Raw genomic sequence first — 15997 nt, 5'->3', positions numbered from 1 at the left:
GTTTCGTACCGGGGAAAGTTCAGGGTTTCCGCAGGAAGAGGACGATCGGCACGGTGGCCAGTGTCAGGATCAGCATCAGGAAGAAGTTGTCGATATAGGCCAGCATAGCCGCCTGCTGGCTGACCAATGCATCGGCGACGGCGGCATACAACGGGGTGCCCTGCAGCAGCCCCGGCACCGTGTCGCGCACCGCGCCGGACTGAGCGGTGAGCGTGGCGGCAAGTTCCTCATGGTTCACGGTGGACATGCGCGCAAGGACCACGGTGACGATGGAGATACCTGCGCCCGACCCCATGTTTCGCACCAGAGAGAACATGGCGGTCGCATCGCCCCGGAAGCGCGTCGCGATGGTGGCGAACGTCAGGGTCGAGAGCGGGACGAAGACGAAGCCGAGGCCGAAGCCCTGCAAAACGCCGGATAGGATGATGAGACGGCTGTCCATCCCGGTCTCGAACCCCGACATCATGTGCAGCGACCAGGCCGTCATGGCGAGCCCGCACAGCACCAGCGCGCGGGGATCGAACCGTCCGACCAGCCGCCCGACGAGGATCATGGAGATCATGGTGCCGACGCCCCGCGGCGCCATCACGAGGCCGGTGGTGATGACCGGATAGCCCATGAGCTTCTGCAGCAGCGGCGGCAGCAGGGCGAGGCCGGAGAAGAGGGTCATCCCGATCAGGAAGATGAACATCAGGCCCATGACGAAGTTTCGGTCACGGAACATGGCGAGGTCGACAAAGGGATCCTTCGCGCCCCAGCAATGGATGACGAAGGCCCAGAGGCCGGAGATCATCAACCCGGCGTAGAGGATGATCTCGACCGATTCAAACCATCCGGCGGACTGGCCCCGGTCGAGCATGAGCTGAAGCGACCCGACGGCGACGGCAAGATAGGCGAAGCCCATGATGTCGAAGCGGCGTTCCCGCGTGGCCTCCTTCGGCATGAAGGCGGCAACGCCGAACAGCGCGAGGATGCCCACGGGCAGGTTTATGAAGAAGACGTAGCGCCAGTTGAAGACCTCGGTCAGGTAGCCGCCGAGCGTGGGGCCGACGATCGGGCCGACCATGATCCCGGCCCCGTAGATCGCCATGGCCTGACCGATCTTTTCCTTCGGGTTGATGTCCAGCAGCGTGGCCTGCGCCAGCGGGATGATCGCCGCTCCGAAAACGCCCTGGAAGATGCGGAACACCACCATCTCGGGCAGTGAGGTCGCGATGCCGCAGAGCACGGAGGTCAGGATGAACCCGGCGATGGCCCCCAAGAACACCGAGCGCCGCCCGATCCGGTCCGCCGACCAGCCGGTCAGCGGCGTGGCGATGGCGGAGGCGACGATATAGGAGGTCAGGACCCAGGTGATCTCCTCCTGCGTCGCGCCGAGAGAGGAGGCCATGTGCGGCAGCGCTACGTTGGCGATGGTGGTGTCGAGCACCTGCATCACCGTCGCGACCATGATGGAGGCGGTGAGCAGGCCCGGCGCGGCGACCACCACGTTCGGCTTCGACAGCCCGCCCTGCGCCGGGGCGCTGCCGGAGGCCGGCGTCGGCGGAAGGTCGTCGCTCATCTCAGGTTGTCCAGCCGGGAATGGCCCGTGTCGACGGAGACATGCACGCTCATCCCGTCGCGCAGCCGGGTGGCCGAGGCGTCGTCGATCCGGATGCGGACGGGCACGCGCTGGACCACCTTGACCCAGTTGCCGGTCGCGTTCTGCGCCGGGATCAGCGAGAACTGGGATCCGGTGGCGGACCCGAAGCTTTCGACCTCTCCGTGCAGGTCGGCGTCCGGGTAGGCGTCGATGCCGATGGTGACAGGCTGCCCCTCTGTCAGGGCGGCAAGCTGGGTTTCCTTGAAATTCGCCTCGATCCAGCTGTCCGATCCGTCCACCAGCGTGGCGACCCCGGTTCCGGCGGCGACGAACTGGCCGATGTTCAGGCTTTCGATCTGGCTCACAGTACCGCTGGTCTGGGCCGCGATTTCGGTATGGGCGAGGTCGCGGGCGGCGGCTTCGCGCGCGGAGAGTGCGGTGCGGACGGCTGGCAGGGTATCGGTTTCGGCCTCCGGATCGCCGCCGAGGGCGGCGGCTGCGGCGTTCAGCTGGCGCTGTGCAACGGCAACGGCATTGGCGGCGCTGCGGTTGGCAAGCGTCGCGTCGTCGAGCGAGGCCTGAGAGCCGACACCGCGCGCGGTCAGTTCCTGCTGGCGTTCCAGTTCCCGCTGCTGGACGTCCTTGATCGCCTCCGCCGCGTCAAGCTGGGCGGCGGCGGTCTGGTAGGCGGCGCGAAGCTGCGCGACAGAGAGCCGGGCGGCGGCAAGCTGCGCCTCTGCGCTGTCCAGTGCAATCCTGTAGCCGCTGTCGTCGAGCCGGAAGAGCGGGGTGCCGGCGGGGACGGTCTGGTTCTCCGTAACCAGCACCTCGGTGATGCGGCCGCTGACATCCGGGGAAACGGAGATCATGCGCTGATGCACATAGGCATTGTCGGTGGTCACGTACCGCCCGCCAAGCAGCCACGCGGCCCCGCCCGCCAGCGCCAGGACCAGCGGGACCGACAGGATCAGCGCCCGGCGGCGGCGCGCGCGGGGTGATCTGGCGGCGGGTTCCGTCCTAGCCGGGGTGATGGATTCGGGTGCGGCGGGGGTGGCGTCGTCCATTGCGCCGGGTTTCGCGTTCATCTGCGGGATCCTCGTGCCGGCGGTTCGTCGGGGCCGCCAAGGTTGGTCTTGATCCGGGTCAGCGCGCTGCGCAGGGCGTCGGCCTCCGCTTCTGTCACGCCGTCGAAGATCTCGGTGAATATGCCGGTGGCGGCGTCGTGCATCTCGGTCACCTTGCGGGCGCCGTCCGCGGTCAGCGACAGGGTTTTTGCGCGGTTGTCGCGCGGGTCGGGCTCGCGGGAGACATAACCGGCCGCCTGCAGCCGCTCCGCCAGATCGCTGATCGCCATGGCGGAGGCTTCCAGCGCCTCACCGACCGCGACCTGCCGGAGGGGGCCGCTTTTCTCAAGCAGGCTCAGGGCGCGCCATTGCAGCAGGGTCAGGCCGCTTGGCCGCGCCTCCTGTTCAAAGCGGCGGCGCATCAGGCCGGCGGTTTCATGCATAAGCATCGCGACGTCGCGCATCATGGGGCACCCCCTTTTGATACGGAGCCATATAGTAGTGGTCCGTATGTTTTAACCCCCCTGCCACCGGTGATTCCTGCAACTGCGCGGCCGACACGGCTGTCGGGTCGGATGAACGAGGCGATGATCCTTGCGCGGGAAAACGCAGGAGGGGGCCGGATTCGCGGTTGACTCGGTCGGGGCTATGGGTAAAAGGCAGGCTTCATGAGATTTCGCGGGCGCGGAGCGCGTCCGGTGCAGGAGACAAGACAATGGCGAAGCCGACGACCATCAAGATCCGTCTGAACTCGACCGCGGGCACGGGCCATTTCTACGTGACCAAGAAGAACGCACGCACCATGACCGAGAAGATGACCGTACGAAAGTACGATCCCGTGGTGCGGAAGCATGTCGAGTACAAAGAAGGCAAGATCAAGTAAGATCACAGACCCTTCCAACGACATGAAGGCCGCGCCGCAGAGCGCGGCCTTCCTCATTTCCGGGCCGCCCTCTCTCCCCCTCCTTCCCGAGACAGGACGACTCCGATGCCCGATCTATCCCCTTCCCGTTCCACGCCTCCGCCCCCCGGTGCCGGGCTTTGCGACATTGTCATCCGGCCCGCGATGCCCGCCGATACGGAGGGCGTGTCGCGTATGCTGGCCCGGTCCTACCGGGCGCTGCTGGCGGCGGATTACGATCCGGAACTGCTGCGCGAGGCGCTGCCGCTGATCTCCTCCGCCCGGCCGAGCCTGCTCAGCTGCGGCACCTATTTCCTTGCCGAACGCGACGACCGAGTGCTGGCGGCCGGTGGCTGGACCGACGTGTCGCCGCATGGCGCGCCGGGGCGGGCCGGGGTCGGGCACATCCGGCATGTGGCGGTCGATCCTTCGGTGGTGCGCACCGGGGTCGGGTCGCTGCTGATGCGGCGGATCCTGGGGTCGGCGTCGGCGGCGGGGGTCACCGACCTGCGGTGTCAGAGCACGCTGACGGCAGAAGGGTTCTATGCGGCGCACGGGTTCGGCTCCCTCGGCCAGATCGAGGTGCGGTTGCCCACGGGGGTTCTGTTCCCGGCGGTGCAGATGCGCCGCGTGGCATAGGTTGGGGTGCCTCGTGGTGCCGGGCTTCAGTCCGGCGTCCCCGAAGCGAAAAGGGTGGGGAAAATCCCCACCCTGCGCGTCGGCCAATATGCGGTTCAGCCGATTGCCTGACCGTCATCCCGCCAGACGGCGATGATCGACGACCGGGGCAGGCCCGCGCCGTCGGGCCAACTGCCGCCGGGGTGCTGGATGCCGACGAAGGCGACCTTGCCGTCCCCGGACCAGCAGAGACCCGTGACCTCTGCGCCCTTCGGCGCGGTCAGGAAGCGCGCGATCTCGCCCGTCTCGGGGTTGCCGACGAGCATCTGGTTGTTACCCTGACCCTCGAACTCACCCTCGTTGGAATCCTCGCCGTCGGTCTGGATCCAAAGCATGCCCTTGCTGTCGAAAGCCATGCCGTCCGGAGAGTTGAACATGTTGCCCTCGGTCACGTTCGGCGACCCGGCGTATTCGTTCTGATAGACCTTCGGATTGCCTGCCATGACGTAGAGGTCCCAGGTGAAGGTATCCGCCGCGTGATCCTCACCCTCGGGCCGCCAGCGCACGATCTGACCGTAGTTGTTGGTCTCGCGCGGGTTGGCGGCGTTGGTCGGCATCTTGTCGCCGCCGCGTTTGGAGTTGTTGGTGAGGGCGCAGTAGGCCTCCACCTTCATCGGGTTGGCGGCGATCCATTCCGGGCGGTCCATCGTCGTCGCGCCGACCTTCGACCCGGCGAGGCGGGAGAAGACCAGCAGGTCTTCAAGCGACATGCCGGTGGTTTCGGGCGTCAGGGCCAGCCATTCCCCGGTCATGTCGTCGTTGAACTTCGCAACGTAGAGCGTGCCTTCGGACAGCAGGCCCTCGGTCGGCTGACCGGCGGCCCAGGTGGCGTTGGAGACATAGCGGTAGATGAATTCCCCGCGTTCGTCGTCGCCCATGTAAACCACGATGCGGCCATCGGCGGCCTGCACCATCTCCGCGTTCTCGTGCTTGAAGCGGCCGAGGGCGGTGTGCTTGACCGGAACGGAGGACGCGTCGGAGGGGTCGATCTCCGTCACCCAGCCATGACGGTGCGGTTCGTTCGGTTCCTTGGAGATATCGAAGCGCTCGTCATAGACCTCGTAGGCGTAGCGGCTCTGCCCGCCGATGCCGTAACGCTTCTCGCCGTCCGTCGGCTCCTTCTCGGTCGTGGTACCGAAGTAGCCGTTGAAGTTTTCCTCGCAGGTCAGGTAGGTGCCCCAGAGCGTCTTGCCCGACCCGCAGTTGTTCATCGTGCCCTTGGGCGACATGCCCTCAGGGTCGGCATTTGTCCTGACCAGAGCGGACCCGGCGGCGGGGCCGTCCATGGTCATCTGGGTTTCGTGCGTGATGCGGCGGTTGAACGGGCTGTCGACGACGACCTCATAGCCGTTGCCGGTGTCCGCGACTTCCATGATGGTGACGCCCTGGATGTTCTTGAGCAGCATCACCTCATCCGCGTTTTTAGGCGTGCCTTCGTTGGCGGCGGGCAGGTTGATTTCGGGGTTGGCGTATTCGGAGTTCACGGTGATGACGGTCTTGCCGTCGATTTCGAAGAACTCCATTCCGTCGGTGTTTTCGCCGAAGACCTTGTCGGACATCGCTGCGGGCACGGCGGTTTCGTTGGAATAGGCATCCGCGGCTTCGGAGAAGAGCGGATCGCCGAAGCGGACCAGAGTTTTCCAGGAGTGGCCTGAGGGGACCTGTATGGAGTGGTCGGTGGCGATGCCGATCGGTTCGAAATCGAACGCTGCGGCCTGGGCGCGGGCGGAGGTGGCGGAAAACAGGCCGGTGCCCATGGCGGCGGCGCCCGATCCGAAGGCCAGGACACCGGCGAGGAACCCGCGGCGGTCGAGCGCGCGGTTCACCACGGCGTCGAAGTCACTGGCTGCGGGGCGCGGGTCGCGGAGTTCGTCGAAGTCGTCCCAGGAAAGATCCTTCGGGTCGTGATGTGTCATGGCCAAACCTTGCTCGTCATGCTGGGTGGATGTGGTGGGGGAACCCCTCCGGTCCGGTTAACCGGCGATTGTAACGCCGGGGCGATGATTGCGTGACGTGCGCGACAATTCGCCTGCAAGGAGGCGGAACGAAAAAGGGCCGGTTCCTGCGGACCGGCCCCTGATCGGGTCATGCGACTGCGGTTATTCGCGGTTGCCCATGAGCTGCAGCAGGAACATGAACATGTTGATGAAGTCGAGATAAAGGTTCAGGGCGCCCATGATGGCAGCCTTGCCCAGCCACTCGCTGTCACCGGAATGCGCGTGCTGCACATAGGTGTTCTTGATGTTCTGCGTGTCATACGCGGTCAGGCCGGCGAAGATCAGCACGCCGATGATCGTGATGGCGAACTGCAGAGCGGACGAAGCCACGAAGATGTTGATGATCGAGGCGACGATCAGGCCGATCACGCCCATGATCAGGAAGGAGCCCATGCCCGACAGGTCCTTCTTGGTCACGTAGCCGTACAGCGACAGGCCCGCGAAGGCGATGGCGGTGACCAGGAACACCTGCACGATCGACTGGCCCGCGAAGACCAGGAAGATGGAGCTGATGGACAGGCCCATGACGGCCGCGAAGGCGTAGAAGACGGTCTGCGCGGTGGCTGCGGACATCCGGTTGATCATCGCCGAGAAGCCAAACACGAAGGCGAGGGGGGCGAACATGATGACCCACTTCAGCGGCGAGGCGTAGAGCGCGACACCGAGGTCGGTCAGGTACTTGTCCGTTCCGATCTGGTAGCCCGTGGGCACGTCGGACACCGCCAGCCCGGACAGCGCCCAGGCTGCGGCAAAGGTGATCAGCATGCCTACGGACATCGTCCCGTAGACCTTGTTCATGTGGGCGCGGAGCCCTTCGTCGATGGCTGCGGTGCGTGTGCCGGCCGCCGCGCGCATCGTGTTGAATTCAGCCATTCAAGCCTCCGATAGTTGAACTCATCCCCGGAAATCGGGGGTCTCGCGTCCAATATCGGGAAGGCGGGGCTTTATTTCAAGATGCCGCGGCAGCCGGAGGGTGCAGAAAATCACTTCAGCCAGTTGGTCGGGACATCCCAGACCGGGCGCGAGGCTTCGCGGCGGGCGTCGTGATGGGTCAGGCCGATGTCCTCCAGCGCGCGCGCGTCCAGATCCGCAAGCGCCTGGCGCGACCGGCTGAGGGCGAGAAGCGAGAACGCCGCTCCGATCAGGGACAGGGGGCGGATGGCGGTGAGGGCGGGGGTGCGGGACAGGGTGGTCATTGGGGTAGCCTTTCGATTCAGTGATGCGTTGACCCGTGTTGATGATTTATGTTGATGTATATGGAGGAGTGTGTTCAACATTGGAAATGAATGTTTCTGAGCGCAATCATCACGGAGATTGATGGATGAGAAATCTCGACATGACCGCCCTGCGCAGCTTTGTCGCCGTCGCCGATCATGGCGGAGTGACGCGGGCCGCGGGCGTGCTGAACTTCACGCAATCGGCCGTCTCCATGCAGCTCAAGCGGCTGGAGGACATGCTGGACGTCGTGCTGCTTGACCGCTCCAACCGCAAGATCGCGCTGACCCCGACCGGAGAGCAGCTGCTTGGCTACGCCCGGCGCATCATCGACATGAACGACGAGGCCATGTCGCGCCTGACGTCCGAGGTGTTCGAGGGCGAGGTGGTGATAGGCGTGCCGCATGACATCGTTTATCCTGTGATCCCGCGGGTGCTGCATCGCTTCAACACGGAATTCCCCCGGATGAAGGTGCAGCTGGTGTCGGCCTACACGTCAAAGCTGAAGGCCGATTTCGCGCGCGGACAGGTCGACGTGATCCTGACCACGGAGGCGAATCCGGATGCGGAGGCGGAGGTGCTGGACACCCGGCCGATGGCGTGGATCGGCGCGCCGGGCGGGACCGCATGGCGTCAGCGGCCGCTGCGCTACGCCTCGGCCAAGACCTGCATCTTCCGCGCGTCCGTCATCCGGGCGCTGGAGGAGGCGGGGATCGACTGGGAAAGCGCGGTGGAGACGGAACAGGACCGGACGGTGGAGGCGACGATCTCTGCCGATCTCGCGGTCTGTGCCATGATCGAGGGGACGGAGCCGCCGCAACTGGCGCGGATCGAGCACAATGGCGAACTCCCGACGCTCGGCATGCAGAAGATCTGCATGTATTCGCAGGATCGCGGCGCCGGGCAGGTTCTGGACCGGCTCACCGCGATGCTCCGGGCGCATTACACGGGCGGCGAGTCTCTGGCACGGCCCGCCCTGCGCGAGGTCGCCCGCGTCAGAGCGTGATAACGACCTTGCCGGTGGAGGCGCGGGACTTGAGCAGATCCAGCCCCTCCTGCGCACGCTCCAGCGGCAGGACTTGGCTGACATGCGGTTTGATCCGGCCTTCGGCGGCCCACTGGAGCAGGGTGGCGAGGCTGTCCGTCACGACCTTCGGCCGGAACGACATGTATCCCCCCCAGTAGAAGCCGAGCAGATCGATATTCTTGACCAGCAGGTGGTTGGCCGGGACCTGCGGCACGTCACCCGAAGCATGGCCGATGACGAGGATCCGTCCTTCGGGCTTCATCGCGCGGAAGGCGGCGCGGAACAGGTCCCCGCCAACCGCGTCATAGACCACGTCGGCCCCGCCAAGTGCCTTGATGCGGCCGCGGATGTCCGGGTCCTCCGCATCGATCAGGTGGTCGGCCCCGGCGGCGCGGGCAACTTCGAGCTTCTCCGTGCCGCGGGCGATGGCGACGACGGTCGCCCCCATGAGATGCCCCAGTTCCACCGCGGTCAGACCGACGCCGCCCGCCGCGCCGAGAACGACAAGCGTCTCACCGGGTTGCAGGCGCGCCTTGTGGTCCAGTGCGACATGGCTGGTTCCATAGGCGATCTGGAGCGCGGCGGCGCTGATGTCGTCGACCGCGTCCGGCAGGGGCACGGTGCGGTCCGCCGGGTAGGTGCCAAGATCGGCCAGCCCGCCGGAGCCGCCGAAGACCGCCACGCGTGTGCCCGGCGGCGGACCACCGGTGCCGGGGCCAAGCGCCTCGACCACGCCTGCGACCTCCATTCCGAGCGTGAAGGGCAGGGCGGGCGTGTCCTGGTATTTTCCGCGCATCATGAGCAGGTCGGCGAAATTCAGCCCACAGGCCCGATTCCGGACAAGGATTTCTCCTCTTCCGGGTGTACAATCGGGTGCGGTCGTGAGCTTCGGCGGAAGATCGTGGCTGGTTACGGAAAATATGCGCAATCGAATTTGCCTCGGGTGATTCGGTCTGACGTTACTCGCATGACTGAAATTTGAGCAAGGTTCCCGGCCGCGTTCAATTCATTCGAAACGTATTGATTGTTGACATACATGTATGTCGTGCGATTTTTGACCTAACGTCAAACATTGCGGGCAAAAGGCAAATTGCTTGCGTGAAGGTCTGAAAATGGTAGTCTCCTGTAACCCTTCTAGGGAGGCAGGGAAGGGGTTTGCAACCGTTGATAGAGTGGTTTGTCATTGGCGGCGGTCCGGTATCTCGCCCGCGTTTTGAAGTATAAGGAGCCGTGCGATGACGCACCCCGTTGATGTACATGTGGGAAAACGCATCCGCCATCGCCGGTGGCTGGTCGGAATGACTCAGCAACAGCTTGCCGAAAGCGTTGGTATTAAATTTCAGCAAATTCAGAAGTACGAGACAGGCGCGAACCGCGTCAGCGCGTCCCGGCTCTGGGATATTGCGGATGCGCTGGAAGTGCCGGTCAGTTTCTTCTTCGAAGGGCTGGACGAGGAAGACCCGAAACCGGCGAGCAAAATCCCGGCCGACATCCTCGGCGACAAGGAGGCGCTGGATCTGGTGCGCTCCTACTACGCAATCCCGGAAGCGCAGCGGCGGCGCCTGTTCGAACTGGCGCGGGTGCTGAGCGACGTCGCCTGAGGGTTGACGGCGGCAGAAACGGACGGGGCGCTTCGGCGCCCTTTTCTTTTGCCTGCCCGTCAGCCATTGGGACGGAAAACGGAGGGCGGAATGGACCGGCAGGATATCATCGACACGGCGCATGAGATGGCCGATGCGGCACGCGCAGCGATCCTGCCGTATTTCCGGGTGCGGGGGCTGGCAGCCGAGAACAAGCTGTCGGGAGGCTTCGATCCGGTCACGGTGGCCGACCGCGCGGGCGAAGCGGCGATGCGGGCCGTTCTGGCGCGGCGGCGGCCCGAGGACGGGGTCCTGGGGGAAGAGCTTGGCGCGATCGCGGGCACCAGCGGGCTGACCTGGGTGCTGGATCCGATCGACGGCACGCGCGGCTTCATCTCGGGCACGCCGACCTGGGGGGTTCTGGTGGCGGTGTCGGATGACACGGGGCCGGTCTACGGGATCATCGACCAGCCCTATATCGGCGAGCGGTTCGCGGGCGGGTTCGGCGCGGCCAGCGTGCGCGGGCCGCTTGGCGAGGCCACGTTGCAGACCAGTACGGTCACATCGCTGGCAGAGGCCAAGCTGTTCACCACCTTTCCGGAAGTGGGGGCGGAGCGGGACCGGCAGGGGTTCGGCGCGGTGGCGGACCGGGTGCGGCTGGTTCGCTACGGAATGGACTGCTACGGCTATGCTCTCGTCGCGCTCGGCCAGGCCGATCTGGTGATTGAGGCCGGGCTGAACGCTTACGACATTCAGGGGCCCATGGCCGTCATTGCCGCCGCGGGCGGCATCGTCACGGACTGGAGCGGCGGACCGGTCCACATGGGCGGGAAGGCCGTTGCGGCGGCGAACGAAACCCTCCACGCTCGGGCCCTGGAACTGCTGAAACCCTACGCCTGAGGTCCCCATGTCCGATGTCCTGATCCGCGGCGCCGACCACGTCCTGACGATGGACGACGACCGGCGGGAATTGCAGGGCGCCGACATCCGGATCGAGGACGGCGCGATCACCGAGATCGGGAAGGGACTGCGGAGCGACGGAGAAGTTGTGCTGGCCCATGGCTGCGTGGTCACGCCGGGGCTGGTGAACACGCATCACCATCTCTACCAGACGCTCACCAAGGCTGTGCCGGGCGGGCAGGATGCGCTGCTGTTCGGCTGGCTGAAGACGCTCTACCCGATCTGGAGCCGCTTCGGACCGGAGGAAATGCGGGTCTCCGCGCTGGTCGGGCTGGCAGAGCTCGCGATGACGGGGTGCACGCTGACCTCGGACCATCTTTACCTCTACCCGAACGGGGCGCGGCTGGATGATACGGTTCACGCGGCGCTCGACATCGGCATGCGGTTCCATCCGACGCGGGGCGCGATGAGCATCGGGGAAAGCGCGGGCGGGCTGCCCCCGGATGCGCTGGTGGAAAACGAGCGGGCCATTCTGGAGGACTGCATCCGGGTGATCGACGCTTTCCACGACCCCTCCGTGGGGGCGATGGTGCGGGTTGGCGTGGCGCCGTGCTCTCCGTTTTCGGTCTCACGCGGGCTGATGCGGGACGCGGCGCTGCTGGCGCGGGACAAGGGTGTGATGATGCACACGCATCTGGCCGAGAACGACGAGGACATCGCCTATTCGCTGGCGCAGTTCGGCTGTCGTCCGGGGCAGTATGCGGAGGAGCTCGGCTGGACCGGGCCGGACGTGTGGCACGCGCATTGCGTGAAGCTTGACGGGGCGGAGATCGATCTGTTTGCCGCGTCGCGGACGGGGGTTGCGCATTGCCCGTGTTCCAACTGCCGGCTCGGCTCGGGGATCGCGCCGGTGCGGGCGATGCGGGATGCCGGGGTGAATGTGGGTTTGGGCGTCGACGGGTCGGCGTCGAACGACATGGGTTCGCTGATCGGCGAAGCGCGGCAGGCCATGCTGTTGCAACGGGTCGCGCGGGGCGCCGATGCCATGTCCGCGCGGGAGGCGCTGGAGATCGCGACGCGTGGCGGGGCGGATGTGCTGGGCCGGGCGGACTGCGGACGGATCGAGATCGGCGCGCGTGGCGACGTGGCCGTCTGGGACGTATCAGGGGTCGAAAGCGCGGGATCGTGGGATCCGGCGGCGCTGTTGCTGGCGGGGCCGGGACGGGTGCGCGACCTGTTTGTCGAGGGCGCGCAGGTGGTGCGGGACGGGGTCGTGGTGACGGTGGACCTGCCGGTTGTGGTCGAAGAAGCGCGGCGGATGGCCAGGGGGTTGGCGGAAGGGTGACCGATGCGGGGCTTCAGCCCGCCAGCGCTGCGACAGCAATCATAAAACCAAATGAGCCGGAACAGCCGATTTCCAACCCCGCAAGGCAATCACACGACCCGCCCGCTGATCCACGTTGCCCGGACCGCGCGGTCGTCACCCATCATGATCGTCGCGAACAGTTCCTCCCAGGCGTCCTCGGCCCGCGCCACCCGCTGCGCAATCGCCGCTGTCGAGGCGAGGTCGAGCACGACCAGATCCGCCTCGGCCCCCTGCGTCAGCGATCCGATCCGGTCACCCATCCTCAGCGCTCCGGCCGATCCGGCGGTGGCCAGCCAGATCAGTTGCGCCGCGTGCAGGGGCGTACCGCGCAGCTGCCCGATCTCGTAAGCCGCCGCCATCGTCCGCAGCATCGAAAAGGAAGACCCGCCGCCGGTATCGGTGGCCAGCCCGATACGCTGCCCCTCGGCCATCAGGCCGGCCATGTCGAACAGACCGGACCCGATGAAGGTGTTGGAGGTCGGGCAATGCACCAGTGCCGCGCCGGTTGCCCGAAGCCGGTCGCGTTCGCGCTGTTCGAGGTGGATCGCGTGGCCGTACAGCCCGTTCGGTCCAAGCAGGCCATGGCGTTCGTAGGTGTCGAGGTAGTCGCGGGCCTGCGGGTACAGCGATCTGACCCAGGCGATCTCGTCCGTCTGTTCGGACAGGTGCGTCTGCATCAGGCAGTCCGGGTGTTCGGCCCAGAGCGCGCCCATGGCCGCCATCTGGTCGGGCGTCGAGGTAGGCGAAAAGCGCGGTGTGATTGCATAACTTAGGCGGTCGACACCGTGCCATGTCTCGAGCAGCGCCTTGCTGTCGTCATAGCCCGATTGCGCGGTGTCCTGCAGACCGTCGGGCGCGTTGCGGTCCATGCAGGTCTTGCCGGCGACGATGCGTTGGCCGCGCCGCTGTGCCTCTGCCATCAGCGCATCGACGGAGGCGGGGTGGATCGTGCAGAAGGAACAGACGGTGGTGGTGCCATGGGCGGCAGTCAGGTCGAGGTAGCGCGCCGCAACCTCGGCCGCATAGGCGGGATCGGCAAAGCGCATCTCCTCGGGGAAGGTGTAGCTGTTGAGCCAGTCGATCAGCCGCTTGCCCCATGACGCGATGATGGCGGTCTGCGGGTAGTGGACATGGGCGTCCACGAAGCCCGGACAGATCAGGTCCGACCCGTAGACGATTTCCGTCGTGCCCGGCCAGTCGCGGCGCAGGTCGGCGGCGGGACCGATGGCGGAGATTTGACCGCGTTCGACGATCAGGCCCCAGTCGGTTTCGATGCGCAGCGCCTCTTCCGGCGGGGTGTCGAAGGGCGAGGCGAGGGTGCGCAGGACGCGGCCGGTCAGAAGGGTGGGGTCGGGCATTGGGGTCTCCGGTTCCGCGGCGCAGCGTAGCCTCTGGGCGGGCGGGCGTAAACGGGGCAGGACTGCGACCTCCGCCATTGTTTTTCGCGCGGATTGTCCTCTATGAGGGGCAGGACAGTCAGGAGGCCCGGATGAGCGACGACGACGAGGTGAAGAAGACCGACCAGACCCTCGCCGCCGACGCTGACGCGGAGGACGGGGACGCCGCGCCGAAGGAAGACGGCCCCGACGAGGACGGTCTGGAAGAGGACGGCTATTCGCTGGACCGGCGGACCATTACCGCGATCCTCTACGCGGTCGATACCGACGACCGGGAGAAGCTGGTCGAGCTGATGGAGCCGCTGCACGCGGCCGACATCGCCGACATGCTGGAACAGATCAACGCCTATGACCGGCGGCGGCTGATCCTGCTTTATGACAAGGAATTCGACGGGGAGATCCTGTCGGAACTGGGCGAGTCGATCCGGGAGGAGGTCATCTCTGTCCTCAAGCCGGACGTGCTGGCAGAGGCGGTGCGGGAGCTCGATTCCGACGACGTCGTGGACCTTGTCGAATACCTGGACGAGCCGCAGCAGGAGGCGATCCTCGACGCGCTGCCCGACAGCGAACGGGCGGCGGTGGCGCAGGCGCTGGCCTATCCGGAGGAATCCGCCGGCCGTCTGATGCAGCGCGAGGTCGTGGCGGTGCCGGAGGACTGGAACGTCGGGCAGGCCATCGATTACATGCGTGAACGGGAGGACCTCCCGGAACAGTTCTATCATGTCATCCTGACCGACCCGCGAATGCATCCGGTGGCGCATGTGATGCTGGGCAAGCTGATGGCCTCGCGCCGTGCCACTCTTCTGTCCGACATCACCGAACCCGGCTTCCGCACCTTCGAGGCGACGGAGGACGAGGGCGATGTGGCCTATGCGTTCAACCAGTATCACCTGATCTCGGCCCCGGTGGTCGATGCGGAGGACCGGCTGGTCGGGGTGATCACGATCGACGACGCGATGATCGTGCTGGACGAGGAACACGACGAGGACATCCTGCGCCTCGCCGGGGTGAGCGAGGAAAGCTCGCTCACCGACCGGGTGATCGACACGACCAAGCGGCGGTTTCCGTGGCTGGCGGTGAACCTCGTGACGGCGATCCTCGCCTCGCTCGTCATCGCGCAGTTCGAGGCGACGATCGCCCAGTTCGTTGCGCTGGCGGTGCTGATGCCGATCGTGGCCTCCATGGGCGGGAACGCGGGCACGCAGTCGCTGACGGTGGCGGTGCGATCCATCGCGACCAAGGACCTTACCGGCGCAAACGTCTGGCGGGTGATCCGGCGCGAATGCCTCGTCGGGCTGATAAACGGGGTGATCTTTGCGGTGGTGATGGGGATTGTCGGGCTGATCTGGTTCGGCTCTCCGGCGCTTGGCTACGTGATCGCGGCGGCGATGGTCATCAACCTCGTCGTGGCGGGGCTGGCGGGGACGATGATCCCGGTGGCGCTGGAACGGGTCGGGGTCGATCCGGCGCTGGCCTCAGGCGCCTTCGTGACGACGGTGACGGACATCGTCGGCTTCTTCGCTTTCCTCGGCCTGGCCGGAGTGATCCTGTTGTGAACGAGGCGGCCAAGGCAGCGGCGCGGAAGGCGGCCTTCGCCCGTCGGAAGGCGGCGCATCAGGCGCAGGACGGTCGGGCCTGCGGGGCGCTGTCGGAGCTGCTGGCGGGATATCGTGGCGTTCCGGTGGCAGGCTACATGCCGATCCGGTCGGAGATCGACCCACTGCCCGCGATGGCAGAGGCGGCAGCGCATGGCATTGTCGGTGTGCCGGTGATTGTGGCGGCGGGTGAGCCGCTGGTCTTCGCGCAGTGGGAGCCGGACATGGCGATGGCCGAGGGGCCGTTCGGGGCGCAGGTCCCGGCGTTGCATGTGCCGATGGTGCCGGAAATCGTGATCGTTCCGTTGGTGGCCTTCGACCGGCACGGGGGGCGGCTAGGGTATGGTGGCGGGTTCTATGATCGGACGCTTGCCGGGCTGCGCTCCCGGGGGGCGGTGCTGGCGGTCGGATTTGCCTATGCGGCGCAGGAGGCCGAGCGGTTGCCCCTCGAAGCGACGGATCAGCCGCTCGACATGGTGGTGACGGAGCGTGGGGTCTTGGAGGTGGCGCGCTGATCCCCCTCACCCTGACCCTCTCCCTCGGGGGAGAGAGGGTGCGGTACGGCGAGAGCGGAGCCTCGTTTTGAGCGGGCTCCACTGTTGCATTCGAGCGGCCGTATTTTCTGGGGCAAGCACAGCTTTCTTCACCGAGTTTCTTCACTGGGAGCGACTCCCTCTCCCTCCCCCGGTCCGGGG

16 protein-coding genes are annotated in these 15997 nt (G+C 66.1%); 8 read left to right on the top strand and 8 right to left on the bottom strand.

Annotated features, from left to right (window positions below; genetic code table 11):
• Positions 1–19 precede the first annotated feature (19 nt).
• Genes IEV87_RS15545 through IEV87_RS15535 form a run of 3 tightly spaced genes read right to left on the bottom strand, consistent with a single transcriptional unit; the run spans position 20 to position 3113 of the window.
• The gene (locus IEV87_RS15545) at positions 20–1561 is read right to left on the bottom strand and encodes a DHA2 family efflux MFS transporter permease subunit (protein ID WP_188478745.1); all 1542 of its coding nucleotides are present in this window, start codon (positions 1559–1561) and stop codon (positions 20–22) included.
• Positions 1558–2667 carry an HlyD family secretion protein gene (locus tag IEV87_RS15540; RefSeq protein WP_188478744.1) on the bottom strand — a complete coding sequence of 370 codons (1110 nt, stop codon included), beginning with the start codon at positions 2665–2667 and terminating at the stop codon, positions 1558–1560. The genes IEV87_RS15545 and IEV87_RS15540 overlap by 4 nt, the downstream gene beginning before the upstream one ends.
• Complete coding sequence (locus IEV87_RS15535) at positions 2664–3113, bottom strand: MarR family winged helix-turn-helix transcriptional regulator (protein ID WP_188478743.1); 450 nt, start codon at positions 3111–3113, stop codon at positions 2664–2666. The genes IEV87_RS15540 and IEV87_RS15535 overlap by 4 nt, the downstream gene beginning before the upstream one ends.
• A 248-nt stretch (positions 3114–3361) precedes the next feature.
• On the opposite strand from IEV87_RS15535, the gene rpmG reads away from it, so the two are divergent.
• Positions 3362–3529 (top strand): 50S ribosomal protein L33, encoded by a 168-nt coding sequence (gene rpmG / locus IEV87_RS15530; RefSeq protein WP_007799108.1) that lies wholly within the window; start codon positions 3362–3364, stop codon positions 3527–3529.
• A gap of 105 nt (positions 3530–3634) precedes the next feature.
• A complete protein-coding gene (locus tag IEV87_RS15525) occupies positions 3635–4186 on the top strand; it encodes a GNAT family N-acetyltransferase (RefSeq protein ID WP_188478742.1) in 552 nt (183 codons plus the stop codon).
• 95 nt (positions 4187–4281) lie between these two features.
• Here IEV87_RS15525 and IEV87_RS15520 read toward each other — a convergent pair whose 3' ends face one another.
• The 3 genes from IEV87_RS15520 to IEV87_RS15510 all read right to left on the bottom strand — a co-directional run bounded on the left by IEV87_RS15520 (position 4282) and on the right by IEV87_RS15510 (position 7418).
• Complete coding sequence (locus tag IEV87_RS15520; RefSeq protein WP_188478741.1) at positions 4282–6141, bottom strand: PhoX family protein; 1860 nt, start codon at positions 6139–6141, stop codon at positions 4282–4284.
• A gap of 183 nt (positions 6142–6324) precedes the next feature.
• Entirely contained in the window at positions 6325–7095 is a 771-nt protein-coding gene (locus IEV87_RS15515) for a Bax inhibitor-1/YccA family protein (protein ID WP_188478740.1), read from the bottom strand.
• Between the two features lie 110 nt (positions 7096–7205).
• On the bottom strand, positions 7206–7418 hold the full coding sequence (locus IEV87_RS15510) for a DUF1127 domain-containing protein (RefSeq protein ID WP_188478739.1): 213 nt from the start codon (positions 7416–7418) through the stop codon (positions 7206–7208).
• 125 nt (positions 7419–7543) lie between these two features.
• Between IEV87_RS15510 and IEV87_RS15505 the strand changes: the two genes are divergently transcribed.
• Entirely contained in the window at positions 7544–8443 is a 900-nt protein-coding gene (locus IEV87_RS15505; protein WP_188478738.1) for a LysR family transcriptional regulator, read from the top strand.
• Here the strand turns inward: IEV87_RS15505 and IEV87_RS15500 are convergent.
• The gene (locus tag IEV87_RS15500) at positions 8433–9392 is read right to left on the bottom strand and encodes an NADPH:quinone oxidoreductase family protein (protein ID WP_188478737.1); all 960 of its coding nucleotides are present in this window, start codon (positions 9390–9392) and stop codon (positions 8433–8435) included. The two genes, IEV87_RS15505 and IEV87_RS15500, sit on opposite strands and share 11 nt — an antisense overlap.
• A gap of 307 nt (positions 9393–9699) precedes the next feature.
• Here IEV87_RS15500 and IEV87_RS15495 point away from each other — a divergent pair, with 307 nt between their 5' ends.
• The 3 genes from IEV87_RS15495 to IEV87_RS15485 all read left to right on the top strand — a co-directional run bounded on the left by IEV87_RS15495 (position 9700) and on the right by IEV87_RS15485 (position 12289).
• Entirely contained in the window at positions 9700–10065 is a 366-nt protein-coding gene (locus IEV87_RS15495) for a helix-turn-helix domain-containing protein (RefSeq protein WP_188478736.1), read from the top strand.
• A gap of 90 nt (positions 10066–10155) precedes the next feature.
• A complete protein-coding gene (locus IEV87_RS15490) occupies positions 10156–10944 on the top strand; it encodes an inositol monophosphatase family protein (protein ID WP_188478735.1) in 789 nt (262 codons plus the stop codon).
• Between the two features lie 7 nt (positions 10945–10951).
• Complete coding sequence (locus IEV87_RS15485) at positions 10952–12289, top strand: 8-oxoguanine deaminase (protein WP_188478734.1); 1338 nt, start codon at positions 10952–10954, stop codon at positions 12287–12289.
• Positions 12290–12378: 89 nt separating this feature from the next.
• On the opposite strand, the gene guaD is transcribed toward IEV87_RS15485, so the two are convergent.
• Entirely contained in the window at positions 12379–13668 is a 1290-nt protein-coding gene (gene guaD, locus IEV87_RS15480) for a guanine deaminase (RefSeq protein ID WP_188478733.1), read from the bottom strand.
• A gap of 131 nt (positions 13669–13799) precedes the next feature.
• Here guaD and mgtE point away from each other — a divergent pair, with 131 nt between their 5' ends.
• Both mgtE and IEV87_RS15470 read left to right on the top strand, forming a co-directional pair.
• Positions 13800–15263 carry a magnesium transporter gene (mgtE, locus tag IEV87_RS15475; RefSeq protein ID WP_188478732.1) on the top strand — a complete coding sequence of 488 codons (1464 nt, stop codon included), beginning with the start codon at positions 13800–13802 and terminating at the stop codon, positions 15261–15263.
• The gene (locus IEV87_RS15470) at positions 15260–15817 is read left to right on the top strand and encodes a 5-formyltetrahydrofolate cyclo-ligase (RefSeq protein WP_188478731.1); all 558 of its coding nucleotides are present in this window, start codon (positions 15260–15262) and stop codon (positions 15815–15817) included. The genes mgtE and IEV87_RS15470 overlap by 4 nt, the downstream gene beginning before the upstream one ends.
• Positions 15818–15997 lie beyond the last annotated feature (180 nt).

Source organism: Primorskyibacter flagellatus, from assembly GCF_014638275.1.
GTDB lineage: Bacteria > Pseudomonadota > Alphaproteobacteria > Rhodobacterales > Rhodobacteraceae > Pseudooceanicola > Pseudooceanicola flagellatus_A.
This window is presented reverse-complemented; position numbering and strand designations above follow the sequence as displayed.

Excerpts from the sequence above, each read along its gene's own strand:
- IEV87_RS15485 (WP_188478734.1), top strand. The coding sequence starts at position 10,952 with ATGTCCGATGTCCTGATCCGCGGCGCCGACCACGTCCTGACGATGGAC.
- IEV87_RS15545 (WP_188478745.1), bottom strand. The coding sequence starts at position 1,561 with ATGAGCGACGACCTTCCGCCGACGCCGGCCTCCGGCAGCGCCCCGGCG.
- IEV87_RS15490 (WP_188478735.1), top strand. The coding sequence starts at position 10,156 with ATGGACCGGCAGGATATCATCGACACGGCGCATGAGATGGCCGATGCG.
- guaD (WP_188478733.1), bottom strand. The coding sequence starts at position 13,668 with ATGCCCGACCCCACCCTTCTGACCGGCCGCGTCCTGCGCACCCTCGCC.
- IEV87_RS15540 (WP_188478744.1), bottom strand. The coding sequence starts at position 2,667 with ATGAACGCGAAACCCGGCGCAATGGACGACGCCACCCCCGCCGCACCC.
- IEV87_RS15495 (WP_188478736.1), top strand. The coding sequence starts at position 9,700 with ATGACGCACCCCGTTGATGTACATGTGGGAAAACGCATCCGCCATCGC.
- rpmG (WP_007799108.1), top strand. The coding sequence starts at position 3,362 with ATGGCGAAGCCGACGACCATCAAGATCCGTCTGAACTCGACCGCGGGC.
- IEV87_RS15505 (WP_188478738.1), top strand. The coding sequence starts at position 7,544 with ATGAGAAATCTCGACATGACCGCCCTGCGCAGCTTTGTCGCCGTCGCC.
- IEV87_RS15525 (WP_188478742.1), top strand. The coding sequence starts at position 3,635 with ATGCCCGATCTATCCCCTTCCCGTTCCACGCCTCCGCCCCCCGGTGCC.
- IEV87_RS15515 (WP_188478740.1), bottom strand. The coding sequence starts at position 7,095 with ATGGCTGAATTCAACACGATGCGCGCGGCGGCCGGCACACGCACCGCA.
- IEV87_RS15510 (WP_188478739.1), bottom strand. The coding sequence starts at position 7,418 with ATGACCACCCTGTCCCGCACCCCCGCCCTCACCGCCATCCGCCCCCTG.
- IEV87_RS15520 (WP_188478741.1), bottom strand. The coding sequence starts at position 6,141 with ATGACACATCACGACCCGAAGGATCTTTCCTGGGACGACTTCGACGAA.
- mgtE (WP_188478732.1), top strand. The coding sequence starts at position 13,800 with ATGAGCGACGACGACGAGGTGAAGAAGACCGACCAGACCCTCGCCGCC.
- IEV87_RS15535 (WP_188478743.1), bottom strand. The coding sequence starts at position 3,113 with ATGATGCGCGACGTCGCGATGCTTATGCATGAAACCGCCGGCCTGATG.